This is a genomic window from Kitasatospora paranensis, from assembly GCF_039544005.1.
GTDB classification, from domain to species: Bacteria; Actinomycetota; Actinomycetes; order Streptomycetales; family Streptomycetaceae; genus Kitasatospora; species Kitasatospora paranensis.
Map to the genome: position 1 here is coordinate 2,401,590 of NZ_BAABKV010000001.1, position 14,556 is coordinate 2,416,145.

Here is a 14,556-nt window from a genome sequence, read left to right on the forward strand (position 1 = left end):
GCCCGGCAGCCCCGGGCGTGTCCCAGGCGCGCCCCGGTGCCGCCGGCCCCCGATGACCGCCCCGACAACGGAGAAGGACCCGTGAGCGAGACACTCGTCAACAATCGGTACGACATCGTGGTGGTCGGCGCCGGCTCCGCCGGGTGCGCGGTCGCCCGGCGCACCGCGGACTGCGGCGCGCGGGTGCTGTTGCTGGAGGCCGGCGGCCCGGACACCAACCCGGCCATCCATGACCCGCTGCGCTTCGGCGAGTTGTGGTTCGGACCGGAGGACTGGGCCTACCGCACCGCGCCCCAGCCGGACGCTGCGGACCGGCGGCTGCACTGGCCGCGGGGCCGGGTGCTGGGCGGCTCCAGCGCACTCAACGCCATGATCTACGCCCGCGGTTCGGCCCTGGACTACGACCACTGGGCCTACCTGGGCAACGCCGGGTGGTCGTGGCAGGACGTGCTGCCGGTGTTCCGGCGGATCGAGGACTACGACACCGGCGGCGACGAGCTGCACGGCGCCGGCGGCCCGCTGCCGGTGCTCACCCGCTACCGCCCCGACCCGATCCACCAGGCCTTCCTGGCGGCGGCGCAGAGCATCGGCATCGGCCACCAGGAGGACTACAACTGCGGTCGACCCGAAGGGGTTTCGCAGATCCAGTTCACCATCGCCGACGGCCGGCGCCGGAGCGCCGCGGCGGCGTACCTGGACCGCCCGGGCGGGGTACCCGGGCTGACGGTGGTCACCGGGGCGCGGGTGCGGCGGCTGCTGCTGGACGGCGACTGCTGCACCGGCGTGGAGTGGGTGCGCGACGGGCGCGTCGAGTCGGCGTCGGCCGGCGCGGAGGTGGTGCTGAGCGCGGGCGCGATCGAGTCGCCGCGGCTGCTGATGCTCTCCGGGCTCGGTGAGCCGGCGCGGCTGAAGGCGGTCGGCGTCCCGGTGGTCGCCGCCCTGCCCGGGGTCGGCGAGAACCTGCACGACCACCTGCTGGTGCCGGTGCTGTTCGGCACCGGGCGCTCCCCGGGCGGCCGTCCGACGGCCTCGGCCCGGCACAGACCCACCTGTTCTGGCGCAGCGGCCCCGGCCTGGCCGGACCGGACCTCCAGCCGCTGCACTTCCCGGTGCCGATGTACCTGCCGGGCATGACGGGGCCGTCCAGCGGCTTCACCCTCCAGGCCGGGCTGGTGCGGCCGTCCTCGCGCGGATCCGTCCGGCTGACGGGTGCCGACCCGGAGGACGAACTCCTCATCGACCCGGCGGTGCTGCGCACCGCCGCCGACGTCGACCGGCTGGTCGCCGCGGTCGAGCTCTGCCGCGAACTCGGCAACGCCCCCGTCCTGCGCTCGGAGTGGGGAGCGCACGAGCTCTACCCGGGGCCGGAGGCGGCGGCGGACGCCGCGCAGCTGCGCGCGTACGTGCGGCGCAGCGTCTCCAGCTACCACCACCAGGTCGGTACCTGCCGGATGGGGGTGGACGCGGACGCCGTGGTGGACCCGCGGCTGCGGGTGTACGGCGTCCGCGGGCTGCGGGTCGCCGACGCCTCGGTGTTCCCCGCGGTGACGACCGGCAACACGCACGCCCCCGCGCTGATGGTCGGGGAGCAGGCGGCGGCGTTCATCGCCGCCGACCACGGGGCCTCCTGGTCCGGCGCCGCCTGACGGTCCGCACCGCCGCCGGATGAACGGCCCGGCGCGGTGCGGGGCGGTGCGGGCCTCAGCGCGGGTCGACGCCGAGCCGTTCCGGGGCGTTGCGTTCGACGAAGTCCGCCAGGACGGCGAGCGGCGGGTCGTAGGGCGGCACCACGACCAGGCGGTCGACGCCGAGGTCGCGGTACGCCCGCACCCGCGCCGGGTCGAGCGGCCCGGCCGGGGCCACGGTGATCTGCAGCGGCGGTCCCGTGCGCCCCTCCTCCTCGGCGGCCTTCGCCAGCCCGCGCAGGTGGTCGGCGGTCTGCCGCTCCGTCAGCCGGAACCCGAACCAGCCGTCGCCGTACCGGACGGCGCGCCGGTGGGCGGCCGGGCTGTGGCCGCCGACGATCACCGGGAGGGGCCGCTGGACGGGCCGGGGCCGGGCGTCCACCCCCGCGAAGTCCACGAACGCACCGTGGCAGGCCGGCTGCTCGTCCTCCCAGAGCGAGCGGAGCGCCCGCAGGTACTCGTCGGTGCGGGCGCCGCGCTCGGACGGCGGCACGCCGAGCACCCGCAGCTCAGGTTCGAGGTAGCCGACGGCCGTGCCGAAGAGCAGCCGGCCGCCGCTGAGCACGTCGAGCGAGGCGAGCTGCTTGGCGAGGACGAGCGGATTGCGCTGCGGCAGCACGACGACACCGGTGCCCAGCCGGATGCGTTCGGTACGGGCCGCGAGGTGGGTCAGCGCCACGACCGGCTCCAGCAGCGGCTGATCCGGCTCCAGCGGGGACTCGGGCGTGCGCGGGCGCGGCAGCACGACGTGGTCGGCGGCCCACAGCGATTCGTAGCCGAGGGCCTCCGCCCGGCGGGCCGTCCGGGCGGCGGCGGCGGGCTCGGCGAGCGGGCCCAGGTTGGCCCCGAACAGGCCGATCGCGGGAGAGGTGATCACCCCGTCGGTGTTCCCTCGACCTCGGCGAGGAACACCTCGACGGCCGCGCGGAAGGCCTCGGGCTCCTCCAGGTGCGGCAGGTGGCCGGAGTCGGCGAACTCGATCCGGCGGGCCCGCGGCAGCCCGCGGTGGAGCTCGTCCACGGCCCGCGGCGTGACCTGGTCGTGGCGTCCCGCGGCGACCAGCGCGGGGACGCGGATCCGGCCGAGCCGGGCCGTGGCGTCCCAGCTGCGCAGCGTGCCGGTCATGCTGAACTCGCTCTCCCCCATCATCGCGTGGTAGACCGTCGGGTCCGCGGCGAGTGCGGCCATGGTGCGCAGCAGCCCCGCCGGCGGCGGCCCGGCGCGCAGGACGTGGCGCCGGTTGAAGGCCGTCGCCGCCGCCCGGTGGTCGTCCGCGTCGACGGGCAGGCCCGCCCGGTGGCGTTCGAGGATCTCCCGGGCCGGCGAAGGCAGTTCACCCAGCAGGCGGCCGACCTCGGCGATGTAGGTGGCGGACGAGGCGAACGCGTCGGCCAGCACCAGGGACCGCAGGCCGGGCGGCCCGGTCAGCGCGGACTCCACGGCCAGCAGGCCTCCCCAGGAGTGGCCGAGCAGGTGGAAGCCGTCCGCGATGCCGAGGTGGTCGACCAGCTCGGCCAGTTCCTCGACGAACAGCTCCGGTGTCCAGAACTCCCGGGGTGCGTCCGGCCGGTGGTCGGACCTGCCGCTGCCGTACTGGTCGTAGAGGACGCAGGCCCGGCCGGTGCGGGCCAGTGCGGCGAGCGGCAGCAGGTAGTCATGGGTGAGGCCGGGCCCGCCGTGGCACAGCACCACCGGGAGCCGCCCGCCGCTCGACCGGCCGACCACGCGGTACCACGTCCGCCCGTGGCGGCCGTGCAGCACGCCCTCCCCCGCCGCCGTCCGCTGCGCGTGCCCCGACTCCACCGTGCTGCCTCCCCGTTCGATCGCGAGGACCCATCATCGGATCGCGTGCTGACGGCGTGCTGACGGCGCGGCGGGCGTCCCCGGCGCCGGGCGGCGGGCGGCGGGCGGCGGGCGGCAGGGGCGGCGGTCGGGCTGCCGTCAGCGTCCGGTCAGCGCCCGCTGCCACGATGACCGCGGAACGCCGCGCCGTCGGCCGGCGTGCCCGGGCCGCGCCCCTCGCCGCGCCGCCCGCCCGGCGGGCGGAGCACCGCCGGAAGAGCCCTCGCGGCGGCCCGAGGCCGCCGCCCGCGCCCCACGCCGGGAGGAACCGTGCACGAGGTCAGGCCCCCTGAGCCCGAGGAGATCGGGGCTGCCGTCCGGCAGGTCCTCGGCGACTGCCTGGGCTATCTCTATCCGGCGGCCCTGCGGGTGGCCGTCCGCCTCGGCGTGGCGGACCTGCTGCTGGACGGCCCGAAGGACGCCGCCCGGCTGGCCGAGGAGGCCGGGGCGGACGCCGCGTCCCTGCACCGGGTGCTGCGGTTCCTCGCCACCCGTGGTGTCTTCCGCGAGGACGCGGCGGGCGCCTTCCACCTCACGGCGGCCTCGCACGTGCTGCGCACCGACGTGCCGTACTCCGTGCGGAGCACGGCACTGCTGCTGACCGACCGGATGTACTGGGACGCGACGGGGCGGCTGGAGGACACCGTGCGGCGCGGCCGCACCGTCTTCGACGAGATCTTCGGCGCGCCGCTGTTCGGCCATCTGGACCGCGATCCGGAGGCGGCGGAGACGTTCGACCGCGGGATCGCCGACCTGTCGGTGATCGAGCAGGGCGGGATCGCCGACAGCTACCCGTTCCCGGCGACCGGCACCGTGGTGGACGTCGGCGGCGGGCCGGGCGGCTTCCTGCGGACGGTGCTCGCCGGGAACCCCGGGCTGCGCGGTGTGCTGTACGAGCAGGCGTCCGTGCTGGCCAAGCACCAGCTCGACGACCCGGCGGTGGCCGGCCGGTGGGAGACCGCCGAGGGCGACTTCTTCCGCAGCGCGCCCACCGGCGGCGACCTGTACGTCCTGAAGCGGGTGCTGCACGACTGGGACGACGCGCACTGCCTGGACATCCTGCGCGCCTGCCGCCGGGCGATGACGGCCGACTCGCGGCTGCTGATCGTCGACGCGGTGGTGCCGGCGGGCAACGACCCGCATCCGGCCAAGCTGTACGACATCGCGATGATGACGATCTTCGACGGCAAGGAGCGCACGGAGCGGGAGTTCGAGGTGCTGCTGGCCGGGGCGGGGCTGCGGCTGCTGCGGACCCTGCCGACGCCGGGCACCGTGTCGATCGTCGAGGCGGGCCTCGCGTGAGCCCCGTCCACGACGGGCCGCCCGGACGCGGAGCGCTGCCCTCCGGCGGGCCCCGCTGCTACCGTCGCGGGCACCGGCGCGTCCGGCCCGACGGTCGCACCGTCCCACCCCTCAGGGAGATGTGATGACAGGTCAGGAAATCCCGGAGAACGACGACCGTACCGCGACCACCCGGCCGGACGGCCCGGAGTCCACCGTGCCCCAGGGGCATGTGGAGCCGGTGTTCGCGCACTTCGACGATCTCGACGCGATGGGCTTCGTGCACAACTCCCGGTACGCGGTCTTCCTGGAGCACGCCCTCACCGCCTTCTGGGCGCGGCAGGGCTTCACGTTCACCGACGGCGCGTACAGCCGCCCGGACGTCTTCCTGGCGGTCGCGGAGTTCGCCGTCTCCTACCGGGCCCCGATCCGGGGCATCGGCGAGGTCGGCGTGCACTTCTGGATCACCCGGCTGACCGGCTCCACCGCGGAGTACGCCTTCCGGGTCCTCTCGGCGGACGGCCGCACCGTGCACGCCGAGGGCCGCCGGGTGCACGTGCGGATCGACCCCGGCACCCTTCGGCCGACCCCCTGGACACCGGAGTTCCACACCGTGGCGAAGACCCTGTTGTGAACGGACCCGTCACCGGGCGGAGCCCCGGGTCCACCGACCACCGCCCGGCGCCGCTGCGGCCGGCCCGGGCGACCGCCCCGGCCGGCCCGGACCGGGTCGGCGGCGGCTTCGTCGGCGGCATCGCGCTGGCCTCGCTGGGCCTGTGGGCCGCCCTGTACACACCCGTGCAGGTCCTGCTCGCCCGGCAGCTGGAGGTGGTCGCGCCCGCCCACAAGGAGGCGGCACTCGGCCTGGTGACGGGCGTCGGTGCGCTGGTGGCACTGGTCGTCGGCCCGCTGGCCGGCGCACTGTCGGACCGGACGGCCTCCCGCTTCGGGCGGCGCCGGCCATGGCTGGCCCTGGGCGCCCTGGGCGGCGCGGGCGGCCTGGCGCTGCTCTCCGTCCAGCACACGGTGGCCGGACTGGTGGCCGGCTGGGCCCTCGTCCAGCTGGGCATCGGGTCCGCACTGGCGGCGCTGGTGGCGGTCGTGCCGGCCCGGGTGCCGGCCGCGCAGTGCGGCCTGGTCAGCGCGTGGGTCGGCGCCACCCAGCCGCTCGCCGTGCTGGTCGGCACCGCCCTGGTGACGGGGGTGGCGGCCGGTACCGGCGCCGGCTACCTGGCGCTGTGCGCCGTCCTGCTGCTCGCCCAGCTGCCGTTCCTGCGGGCCCTGCGGGAGGCGCCGGCCGGGGGCGGTGCGGTGCGGCGGGCCCGGCCGGGCCCGGCGGCGTTCCTGCGCGCGTTCTGGGTGAGTCCGCGCAGGCACCCGGACTTCGCGCTCGCCTGGCTCACCCGGCTGCTGATCCAGCTCGGCAACGCGACCGGGACGCTGTACCTCCTCTACTTCCTGCGCGACCGGATCCACTACGAGACGCTCTTCCCGGGCCGCCGCGCCGAGCAGGGCCTGCTGGTGCTGGTCGGCCTCTACTCGGCCGCGATCGTGCTGGCCGCCTTCGTCGGCGGCATGGTCTCGGACCGGACGGGCCGCCGGCGGGCGCCGGTGACGGCGGCCGGGGCGGTGATCGCAGCCGGGGCCCTGCTGCTGGCCGTCCGGCCGTCCTGGCCGACGTCGATCGCGGCGGCCGCGCTGTTCGGGCTCGGCTACGGGGTGTACGTGTCGGTCGACCAGGCGCTGATCACCGAGGTGCTGCCGGATCCGGACAGCCACGGCAAGGACCTCGGCGTCATCGGCATCGCCAACGCACTGCCGCACGTCCTCGGCCCGGTGATCGCCGCCGTCCTGGTGACCCGCCTCGGCGGGTACCCGGCACTGTTCGCCGTCACCGCCGGGCTGAGCCTGCTCGGCGCGGTGCTGGTCCGACGCATCCGCGGAGTCCGCTGACGAGACCGCGGCCCCGGACGGCAGCCCCTGCGCGTCGGCGCCCCCGCTCCGCCGAGCGGGGGCGCCGGCACGTCCGCCCGGGGCTGATTGTTAACGCTAACAGTCTGGCCGTCAATGCGCCCGCACGAGACTTCCATATCTATGCCGACGCGAGACCCAACGGTGATCCGGGCCCCCTTGACGGCCGTTCTGTGAGCGTTAACACTCGTGTAACGCCAGGCCAGGGGCCACCCCAGCACCCCGGGCCCGATGAACCCCCGCTCGACCGATCCGACGGCCCCCGTGCAGGCCCGGTCGCTGCCAATCACTGGAGGAACTGTGCGGAAGCTCTCGACGGCACTCGCCGCAGCCGGTCTCGCGATGTCCCTGGCGGCCTGCGGCCAGAGCGCCAACGGCGTCGGCGACGGCGCCGCGTCGGCCGGCACCGGCGCCAAGGGCGGGCTGGTCGGCATCGCCATGCCGACCAAGTCCTCCGAGCGGTGGATCAACGACGGCGACAACATGGTCAAGCAGTTCCAGGCCAAGGGCTACAAGACCGACCTGCAGTACGGCGACAACGTCGTCGAGAACCAGGTGTCGCAGCTCGAGAACATGATCACCAAGGGCGCCAAGCTGCTGGTGGTCGCCGCGATCGACGGCTCCTCGCTGACCGACGTCCTGCAGAAGGCCGCCGACGCCCACATCCCGGTGATCTCCTACGACCGCCTGATCCGCGGCACCGCGAACGTCGACTACTACGCCACCTTCGACAACTTCAAGGTCGGCGTGCTCCAGGGCACCTACATCGCCGACAAGCTCGGCCTCAAGGACGGCAAGGGCCCGTTCAACGTCGAGCTGTTCGCCGGCTCGCCGGACGACAACAACGCGCAGTTCTTCTTCAACGGCGCGATGAGCGTCCTCAAGCCGTACATCGACAGCAAGAAGCTCTCCGTGCAGAGCGGCCAGACCGCCTTCAACCAGGTCGCCACGCTGCGCTGGGACGGCGGCCTCGCCCAGTCCCGGATGGACAACCTGCTGAGCAAGTCGTACACCAGCGCCCGGGTGGACGCCGTGCTGTCCCCCTACGACGGCATCTCGATCGGCATCCTCTCCTCGCTCAAGGGCGTCGGCTACGGCACCGCGGGCAAGGCGCTGCCGATCGTCACCGGCCAGGACGCCGAGCTGGCCTCGGTGAAGTCGATCATCGCGGGCGAGCAGACCCAGACCGTCTACAAGGACACCCGCGAACTCGCCAAGGTCGCCGTGCAGATGGGCGACGCCCTGCTGACCGGCGGCAAGCCCGAGACCAACGACACCACGCAGTACAACAACGGCGTCAAGGTCGTGCCGGCCTACCTGCTCCAGCCGGTCAGCGTGGACAAGGACAACTACGCCAAGGTCCTGGTCGAGGGCGGCCAGTACACCGCCGACCAGCTCAAGTAGCCCCCGCGGAACGCACCGTACCGAGCCGGCGGTGCGGTGCGGACCGCCGGCACCACGGCCGTCCGCACCGCACCGCCCCCAGAGATCGGAAAGCACCCCATGGCCGGACCCGTCCTCGAGATGCGTTCGATCAGCAAGTCGTTCCCGGGCGTCAAGGCCCTGTCCGACGTCAACCTCAGCGTCGCCGCCGGCGAGGTCCACGCGATCTGCGGCGAGAACGGCGCCGGCAAGTCCACCCTGATGAAGGTGCTCAGCGGCGTCCACCCGGACGGCAGCTACGAGGGCGAGATCCTCTTCGAGGGCGAGCCCTGCCGCTTCAAGGACATCCGGGCCAGCGAACAGCGCGGCATCGTGATCATCCACCAGGAGCTCGCCCTGGTGCCGTACCTCTCGATCGCCGAGAACATCTTCCTCGGCAACGAGCACGCCAGCCGCGGCATCATCAGCTGGAACCGGACCCTCACCCACGCCCGCACGCTGCTGGCGCGGGTCGGCCTGCACGAGCACCCGCAGACCCGGGTCGCCGACATCGGCGTCGGCAAGCAGCAGCTGGTGGAGATCGCCAAGGCGCTCGCCAAGGAGGTCAAGCTGCTCATCCTGGACGAGCCGACCGCCGCGCTGAACGACGAGGACAGCCGCAAGCTGCTCGACCTCATCCTGGAGCTCAAGGCGCAGGGCATCAGCTGCATCGTCATCTCGCACAAGCTGAACGAGATCGCCCAGGTCGCCGACTCCGTCACCATCCTGCGCGACGGCCGGACGATCGAGACCATCCCGGTCGGCGCCGACGGGATCGCCGAGGACCGGATCATCCGCGGCATGGTCGGCCGCGACCTGGAGCACCGCTACCCCGAGCGGACCCCGGAGATCGGCGACATCGCGCTCGCCGTCGAGGACTGGACGGTCCAGCACCCGATCGACCACCAGCGCAACGTCGTCGAGGGCGCCTCGCTCAACGTCCGGCGCGGCGAGATCGTCGGCGTCGCCGGGCTGATGGGCGCCGGCCGCACCGAGCTCGCGATGAGCGTCTTCGGCCGCTCCTACGGCCGGTACACCGGCGGCCGGGTCCTGGTGAACGGCACCGAGGTGCGCACCCGGACGGTGCCCGAGGCGATCGGCCACGGCATCGCCTACGTCACCGAGGACCGCAAGCACCTCGGGCTCAACCTGATCGACGACATCAGCCGGAACATCTCGCTGAGCGCGCTCGGCAAGGTCGCCCGGCGCGGCATCGTCAACCGGCACGAGGAGGCGAAGGTCGCCGAGTCGTACCGCCGGACGATGAACATCAAGGCGCCGTCGGTGTTCGCGCAGACCGGCAAGCTCTCCGGCGGCAACCAGCAGAAGGTCGTCCTCAGCAAGTGGATCTTCGCCGGCCCGCAGGTGCTGATCCTCGACGAGCCGACCCGCGGCATCGACATCGGCGCCAAGGCGGAGATCTACCAGGTGATCGCCGACCTGGCCGCCGAGGGCCGGGCGGTGCTCGTCATCTCCTCCGAACTCCCCGAACTCCTCGGCCTGTGCGACCGCATCTACACGATGGCCGAGGGACGGGTCACCGGTGAGGTGGCCCGCGCCGAGGCGACCCAGGAGTCCCTCATGCGCCTGATGACCGTGGGCGGCGCCCCGCAGATCCCCGCATCCCGAACCGAGCAGGTGTAAGGCATGGCCCAGACCGAGACCACCCCGAAGCCCCCGGCCGAGCCGGCCCGGCCCGCCCAGGGCCCGTCCGTCGGCACCCTGCTGGCCCGGGCCCTGCGCGGCAACGTCCGCCAGTACGGCATGCTGGTCGCGCTCGCGCTGATCGTCGTGCTGTTCCAGATCTGGACGGACGGCACGCTGCTCAAGCCGCTGAACATCACCAACCTGATCCAGCAGAACGGCTACATCCTCATCCTGGCGATCGGCATGATGATCGTCATCATCGCCGGGCACATCGACCTGTCGGTCGGCTCGCTGGCCGCGTTCGTCGGCGCCGCCGCCGCCGTGATGATGGTGAAGCACCAGGTGCCGTGGCCGCTGGCGGTCGCGGCCGCGCTGCTGATCGGGGCCGCGGCCGGCGCCTGGCAGGGCTTCTGGATCGCCTACATCGGCATCCCGTCGTTCATCGTCACCCTGGCCGGGATGCTGCTGTTCCGCGGCGGCACCCAGATCCTGCTGCAGGGCCAGTCGATCGCGCCGTTCCCCAAGGGCTTCCAGAAGATCAGCAGCGGCTTCCTGCCCGAGGTCGGACCGCACACCAACTACCACAACCTGACCCTGCTGCTGGGCCTGGGCGTGCTGGCGATCGCCGTGCTCCAGGAGATCCGCGGCCGCCGCCAGTCCGCCTCGTACGGGCTGGAACTGCTGCCGCTCGGCTTCTTCCTGGCCAAGCTCGCCGCGATCACCGCCGCCGTGCTGGTCTTCACGATGCTGCTCGCCAGCTACCACGGCGCGCCGATCGTGCTGCTGATCCTCGGCGTGCTGCTGGTCGGCTTCGGCTACCTGATGCGCAACTCGATCATCGGCCGGCACACCTACGCGATCGGCGGCAACGAGCCGGCCGCGAAGCTGTCCGGTGTGAAGAGCAAGCGGGTGGTGTTCCTCGCCTTCGTCAACATGGGCGTGCTGGCCGCACTCGCCGGCCTGGTCTTCGCGGCCCGGCTCAACGCCGGTACCCCGCAGGCCGGCATCAACTTCGAGCTGGAGGCGATCGCGGCCGCCTTCATCGGCGGCGCCTCCGCCTCCGGCGGCGTGGGCACCGTGCTCGGCGCCATCATCGGCGGCCTGGTGCTGGGCGTCCTCAACAACGGCATGTCGCTGGTCGGCGTCGGCACCGACTACCAGCAGGTCATCAAGGGCCTGGTGCTGCTCGCCGCGGTCGGCTTCGACGTCTGGAACAAGCGCAAGGTCGGCTCCTGACCCTGCCGCTCCCACGGCTCCGCCCGGTGCTCCGCGCCGGGCGGAGCCGTGCTGTCGGTCCGGGCGCGTAGCGTGGTGGCGGACGATCGGCGGCGACGACGGGGGCCGGGGCGATGGGCAGGACACGGTCGGGCGCGGCGCGCCTCGGTCCGGTGGCGGACGGCCGGTACCGGCTGCGCAACGTCGGCAGCGGCCTGCTGCTGGAGATCCCCGGCGGGCGGGCCGGCAGCGGGGCGAAGGCCGGACACGCGGCGGACGACGGCACCGACGCCCAGGTCTGGCGGGTGGCGGCCGTCCACCCGGGCGCGAGCCTGTACCACCTGGACAACGCCGCCAGCGGCAAGCGGCTGGACGTCATGGGCGCCCGGACGGACGACGGCGCGCCGATCCAGCAGTGGTCGGCGAACGCCTTCGGCGCCCAGGAGTGGCTGTTCGAGCAGCACGTGGACGCACCGGGCACCTTCACCGTGATCGCCATCATCAGCGGCAAGGCCATGGAGGGCGGCGCGGACGGCTCCGTCCGCCAGCAGGAGGACGCGGACACCCCCGCGCAGTGGTGGCGGCTGGAACCGGCCTGAGGCTCCGGCCCCGGGGCGCCCGGCAGGCCGGGCGGAATCCCCACGCCGGGGAGCGGCAGCACTTAGCGTGGACGGATGAGTGATCGTCAGTACGTCCGGCCGGCCCGCTCGACCGCCTATCTGGGCGCTGCGGGCGCCTTCGCCGTCTGCATGGCCGGGACGACACTGCCCACCCCGCTGTACGGGCTCTACCAGGAGCAGCTCGGCTTCTCCGAGCTGATCGTCACGGTGGTCTTCGCGGTGTACGCCTTCGGCGTCATCGGGGCGCTGCTGATCGCCGGCAACGTCTCCGACACGGTGGGCCGGCGCCCGGTGCTGCTCACCGGCCTGGGGCTCGCCGCGCTCAGTGCCGCCTGCTTCCTGCTGGAGGGCGGGCTGCCGCTGCTCTACCTCGGGCGGTTCCTGTCGGGCCTGTCCGCGGGCCTGTTCACCGGTACCGCGACGGCCTACGTGATGGAACTGGCGCCGCGCGGCAAGGAGTCGCGGGCGGCGTTCGCCGCCACCGCGGCCAACATGGGCGGCCTCGGCCTCGGCCCGCTGCTCTCCGGGCTGCTGGCGCAGTACGCGCCGCGGCCGCTGGTCCTGCCGTTCGTGGTGCACCTGGTGCTGGTCGCCACCGCGGCCGCGGTGGTGTTCCGGCTGCCGGAGTCGGTCACCGGGCGCCGGCCCGTCCGGTCCTTCCGCCCGCAACGCCCCAGCCTGCCGCCGCCCGTCCGGAAGGTCTTCGTCCCGGCCTCGCTGGCGGCCTTCACCGGCTTCTCCCTGCTCGGGGTGTTCACCTCGGTGTCACCGGCGTTCCTGGCCCAGACCCTGGACGTGCACAACCGCGCGATCGTCGGGCTGATCGTCTGCGCCGCGTTCCTCGCCTCGACGGCGGGTCAGCTGGTGGCGGGCCGGATCGGCGTCCGACGGGCCCTGCCGCTGGGCTGCGCGACGCTGATCGCGGGGCTGGCCCTGCTGGGCGGCGCCCTGCTGGGCGAGACCCTCCTCCTGCTGGTGCTGAGCGCACTGGTCGGCGGGACGGGCCAGGGCATGTCGCTGCGCGGGTCGGTCGGCGCCGTGGCGGCGGCCGCACCGGCCGAGGACCGCGCCGGGTCGCTGTCCTCGCTGTTCGTGGTGGCCTACCTGGGCATCTCGATCCCGGTGATCGGCATCGGCGTCCTCACCGGGCCGCTCGGGCTGGAGGACGCCGGGGTGGCGTTCATCTGCTGCATGACCCTGCTCGCCGCGCTGGCCTGCCTCCACCTCGTCCGCCGCCCGGCCCCCGCGGCCTGACGCCCCCGGGCGGCGGCCACGCACCGCGCCCCGGGCACCGGCCGGTGTCAGGGCCGGCCGGGCCCGGGGCGCGGTGGTACAGGTGCGGTGTGTGCCAGTGGGTCAGAGGTGTTGGGCGAGGCGGTGGTAGGCCTGGTTCCAGCGGAGTTCGCGGGTGAAGCGGCGCATCGTGGTGTCGTTGTCGATGGTGACGAGTTCGACGGCGAGCATCTCGGCGAGGTCGTCGAGGACGTCGGTGCCGAGCGCCTTGGTCAGCACGGTGTGGTGGGGGCCGCCGGCGGTGAGCCAGGCCTCGGTGGAGGTCCGGAAGTCGGGGCGGGGCTTCCAGACGGCGCGGGCCACCGGCAGCTGCGGGAGCGGTTCGACGGGTGCGACGACGTCGATCTCGTTGGCGACGAGGCGGAAGCGGTCGCCCATGTCGGCGAGTCCGACGACCAGGGCGGGGCCGGGGGCGGCGTCGAAGACGAGGCGGACGGGATCCTCGCGGCCGCCGATGCCGAGCGGGTGGACCTCGCAGGAGGGCGTGTCGGCGGCGATGCTCGGGCAGACCTCCAGCATGTGGGCGCCCAGGATCAGCTCCTGGCCCGGCTCCAGGTGGTAGGTGTAGTCCTCCATGAAGGAGGTGCCGCCGGGCAGACCCTCGGCGGCGGCCTTGAGGGTGCGCAGCAGGGTGGCGGTCTTCCAGTCGCCCTCGCCGCCGAAGCCGTAGCCGTCGGCCATCAGGCGCTGCACGGCGAGGCCGGGGAGTTGGCGCAGGCCGCCGAGGTCCTCGAAGTTGGTGGTGAAGGCGCGGAACTCGCCGTCGGTGAGGAAGGTGCGCAGGCCGAGTTCGATGCGGGCCGCGTAGCGCAGGGCGTGGTGGCGGTCGCCGGTGGGGCGCAGTTCGGGGGCGAGGCGGTACAGGTCGTCGTAGTCCTTGACGAGTTCGGTGACGTCGGCGTCGGTGACCGCGTCGACGACGGCGACGAGGTCGTTGACGCCGTAGGTGTTGACGGAGACGCCGAGGCGGAGTTGGGCCTCGATCTTGTCGCCCTCGGTGACGGCGACGTCGCGCATGTTGTCGCCGAAGCGGGCGAGTTTCAGGCTCGCGAGCTCGGCGCGGCCGGCCGCGGCCCGGGCCCAGTCACCGACACGCCCGACAACCCGGGGATCGGTGGCGTGGCCGGCGACGGTCTTGCGGGAGACGCCGAGGCGGGACTGGATGTAGCCGAACTCGCGGTCGCCGTGCGCGGCCTGGTTCAGGTTCATGAAGTCCATGTCGATGGTGGACCAGGGCAGATGGGTGTTGGCCTGCGTGTGCAGATGGAGCAGCGGCTTGCGCAGCGCATCCAGGCCGGCGATCCACATCTTGGCCGGCGAGAACGTGTGCATCCACACGATCAGCCCGATGCAGGCATCGTCCGCGTTCGCCTCCAGACAGATCCGCCGGATCGCCGCGGCATCCGTCAGCACCGGCTGCCACACCACCGGCACCGGGACATCCCCGGACGCCTCCAACTGCGCCGCGACACCGCGGGACTGCTCGGCGACCTGCTCCAGCGTCTCCGGACCGTAGAGGCCCTGACTGCCGGTCAGGAACCAGATCCGGCGGCCTTCGGTGGGGTTGTTCATGGGGTGGT

13 protein-coding genes are annotated in these 14,556 nt (G+C 73.6%); 10 read left to right on the forward strand and 3 right to left on the reverse strand.

From position 1 onward, the window contains the following. Positions 1-81: 81 nt before the first annotated feature. Complete coding sequence (locus ABEB13_RS11860) at positions 82-1,134, forward strand: GMC family oxidoreductase (protein WP_345705483.1); 1,053 nt, start codon at positions 82-84, stop codon at positions 1,132-1,134. Continuing rightward, positions 1,131-1,646, forward strand: coding sequence for a GMC oxidoreductase (locus tag ABEB13_RS11865; protein WP_345705484.1), 516 nt, complete (start codon positions 1,131-1,133; stop codon positions 1,644-1,646). The genes ABEB13_RS11860 and ABEB13_RS11865 overlap by 4 nt, the downstream gene beginning before the upstream one ends. A gap of 55 nt (positions 1,647-1,701) precedes the next feature. Here ABEB13_RS11865 and ABEB13_RS11870 read toward each other — a convergent pair whose 3' ends face one another. Together ABEB13_RS11870 and ABEB13_RS11875 are read right to left on the reverse strand one after the other, a co-directional pair. After that, positions 1,702-2,562, reverse strand: coding sequence for an LLM class F420-dependent oxidoreductase (locus ABEB13_RS11870; protein ID WP_345705485.1), 861 nt, complete (start codon positions 2,560-2,562; stop codon positions 1,702-1,704). Continuing rightward, complete coding sequence (locus ABEB13_RS11875; protein WP_345705486.1) at positions 2,559-3,488, reverse strand: proline iminopeptidase-family hydrolase; 930 nt, start codon at positions 3,486-3,488, stop codon at positions 2,559-2,561. The genes ABEB13_RS11870 and ABEB13_RS11875 overlap by 4 nt, the downstream gene beginning before the upstream one ends. A 309-nt stretch (positions 3,489-3,797) precedes the next feature. On the opposite strand from ABEB13_RS11875, the gene ABEB13_RS11880 reads away from it, so the two are divergent. The 8 genes from ABEB13_RS11880 (at position 3,798) to ABEB13_RS11915 (ending at position 12,937) form a co-directional block, all read left to right on the forward strand. Then, entirely contained in the window at positions 3,798-4,829 is a 1,032-nt protein-coding gene (locus tag ABEB13_RS11880) for a methyltransferase (protein ID WP_345705487.1), read from the forward strand. 124 nt (positions 4,830-4,953) lie between these two features. After that, complete coding sequence (locus tag ABEB13_RS11885; RefSeq protein ID WP_345705488.1) at positions 4,954-5,442, forward strand: acyl-CoA thioesterase; 489 nt, start codon at positions 4,954-4,956, stop codon at positions 5,440-5,442. Beyond that, positions 5,439-6,761 carry an MFS transporter gene (locus ABEB13_RS11890; RefSeq protein ID WP_345705489.1) on the forward strand — a complete coding sequence of 441 codons (1,323 nt, stop codon included), beginning with the start codon at positions 5,439-5,441 and terminating at the stop codon, positions 6,759-6,761. The genes ABEB13_RS11885 and ABEB13_RS11890 overlap by 4 nt, the downstream gene beginning before the upstream one ends. Positions 6,762-7,121: 360 nt before the next feature. After that, positions 7,122-8,183, forward strand: coding sequence for a multiple monosaccharide ABC transporter substrate-binding protein (chvE, locus tag ABEB13_RS11895; RefSeq protein ID WP_345709637.1), 1,062 nt, complete (start codon positions 7,122-7,124; stop codon positions 8,181-8,183). A gap of 99 nt (positions 8,184-8,282) precedes the next feature. Continuing rightward, positions 8,283-9,845, forward strand: coding sequence for a multiple monosaccharide ABC transporter ATP-binding protein (mmsA, locus tag ABEB13_RS11900; RefSeq protein WP_345705490.1), 1,563 nt, complete (start codon positions 8,283-8,285; stop codon positions 9,843-9,845). 3 nt (positions 9,846-9,848) lie between these two features. Next, positions 9,849-11,084, forward strand: a complete 1,236-nt coding sequence (gene mmsB / locus ABEB13_RS11905; protein ID WP_345705491.1) for a multiple monosaccharide ABC transporter permease — start codon at positions 9,849-9,851, stop codon at positions 11,082-11,084. A gap of 152 nt (positions 11,085-11,236) precedes the next feature. Next, a complete protein-coding gene (locus tag ABEB13_RS11910; protein WP_345705492.1) occupies positions 11,237-11,662 on the forward strand; it encodes an RICIN domain-containing protein in 426 nt (141 codons plus the stop codon). A gap of 75 nt (positions 11,663-11,737) precedes the next feature. Next, a complete protein-coding gene (locus tag ABEB13_RS11915) occupies positions 11,738-12,937 on the forward strand; it encodes an MFS transporter (RefSeq protein ID WP_345705493.1) in 1,200 nt (399 codons plus the stop codon). 102 nt (positions 12,938-13,039) lie between these two features. Here ABEB13_RS11915 and araA read toward each other — a convergent pair whose 3' ends face one another. Continuing rightward, on the reverse strand, positions 13,040-14,548 hold the full coding sequence (gene araA / locus ABEB13_RS11920; RefSeq protein WP_345705494.1) for an L-arabinose isomerase: 1,509 nt from the start codon (positions 14,546-14,548) through the stop codon (positions 13,040-13,042). Positions 14,549-14,556 lie beyond the last annotated feature (8 nt).

What these genes read in the sequence shown, in the direction of transcription:
- mmsB (WP_345705491.1), top strand. Translation starts at nt 9,849, where the DNA reads ATGGCCCAGACCGAGACCACCCCGAAGCCCCCGGCCGAGCCGGCCCGG.
- chvE (WP_345709637.1), top strand. Translation starts at nt 7,122, where the DNA reads ATGTCCCTGGCGGCCTGCGGCCAGAGCGCCAACGGCGTCGGCGACGGC.
- araA (WP_345705494.1), bottom strand. Translation starts at nt 14,548, where the DNA reads ATGAACAACCCCACCGAAGGCCGCCGGATCTGGTTCCTGACCGGCAGT.
- ABEB13_RS11865 (WP_345705484.1), top strand. Translation starts at nt 1,131, where the DNA reads ATGACGGGGCCGTCCAGCGGCTTCACCCTCCAGGCCGGGCTGGTGCGG.
- ABEB13_RS11915 (WP_345705493.1), top strand. Translation starts at nt 11,738, where the DNA reads ATGAGTGATCGTCAGTACGTCCGGCCGGCCCGCTCGACCGCCTATCTG.
- ABEB13_RS11885 (WP_345705488.1), top strand. Translation starts at nt 4,954, where the DNA reads ATGACAGGTCAGGAAATCCCGGAGAACGACGACCGTACCGCGACCACC.
- mmsA (WP_345705490.1), top strand. Translation starts at nt 8,283, where the DNA reads ATGGCCGGACCCGTCCTCGAGATGCGTTCGATCAGCAAGTCGTTCCCG.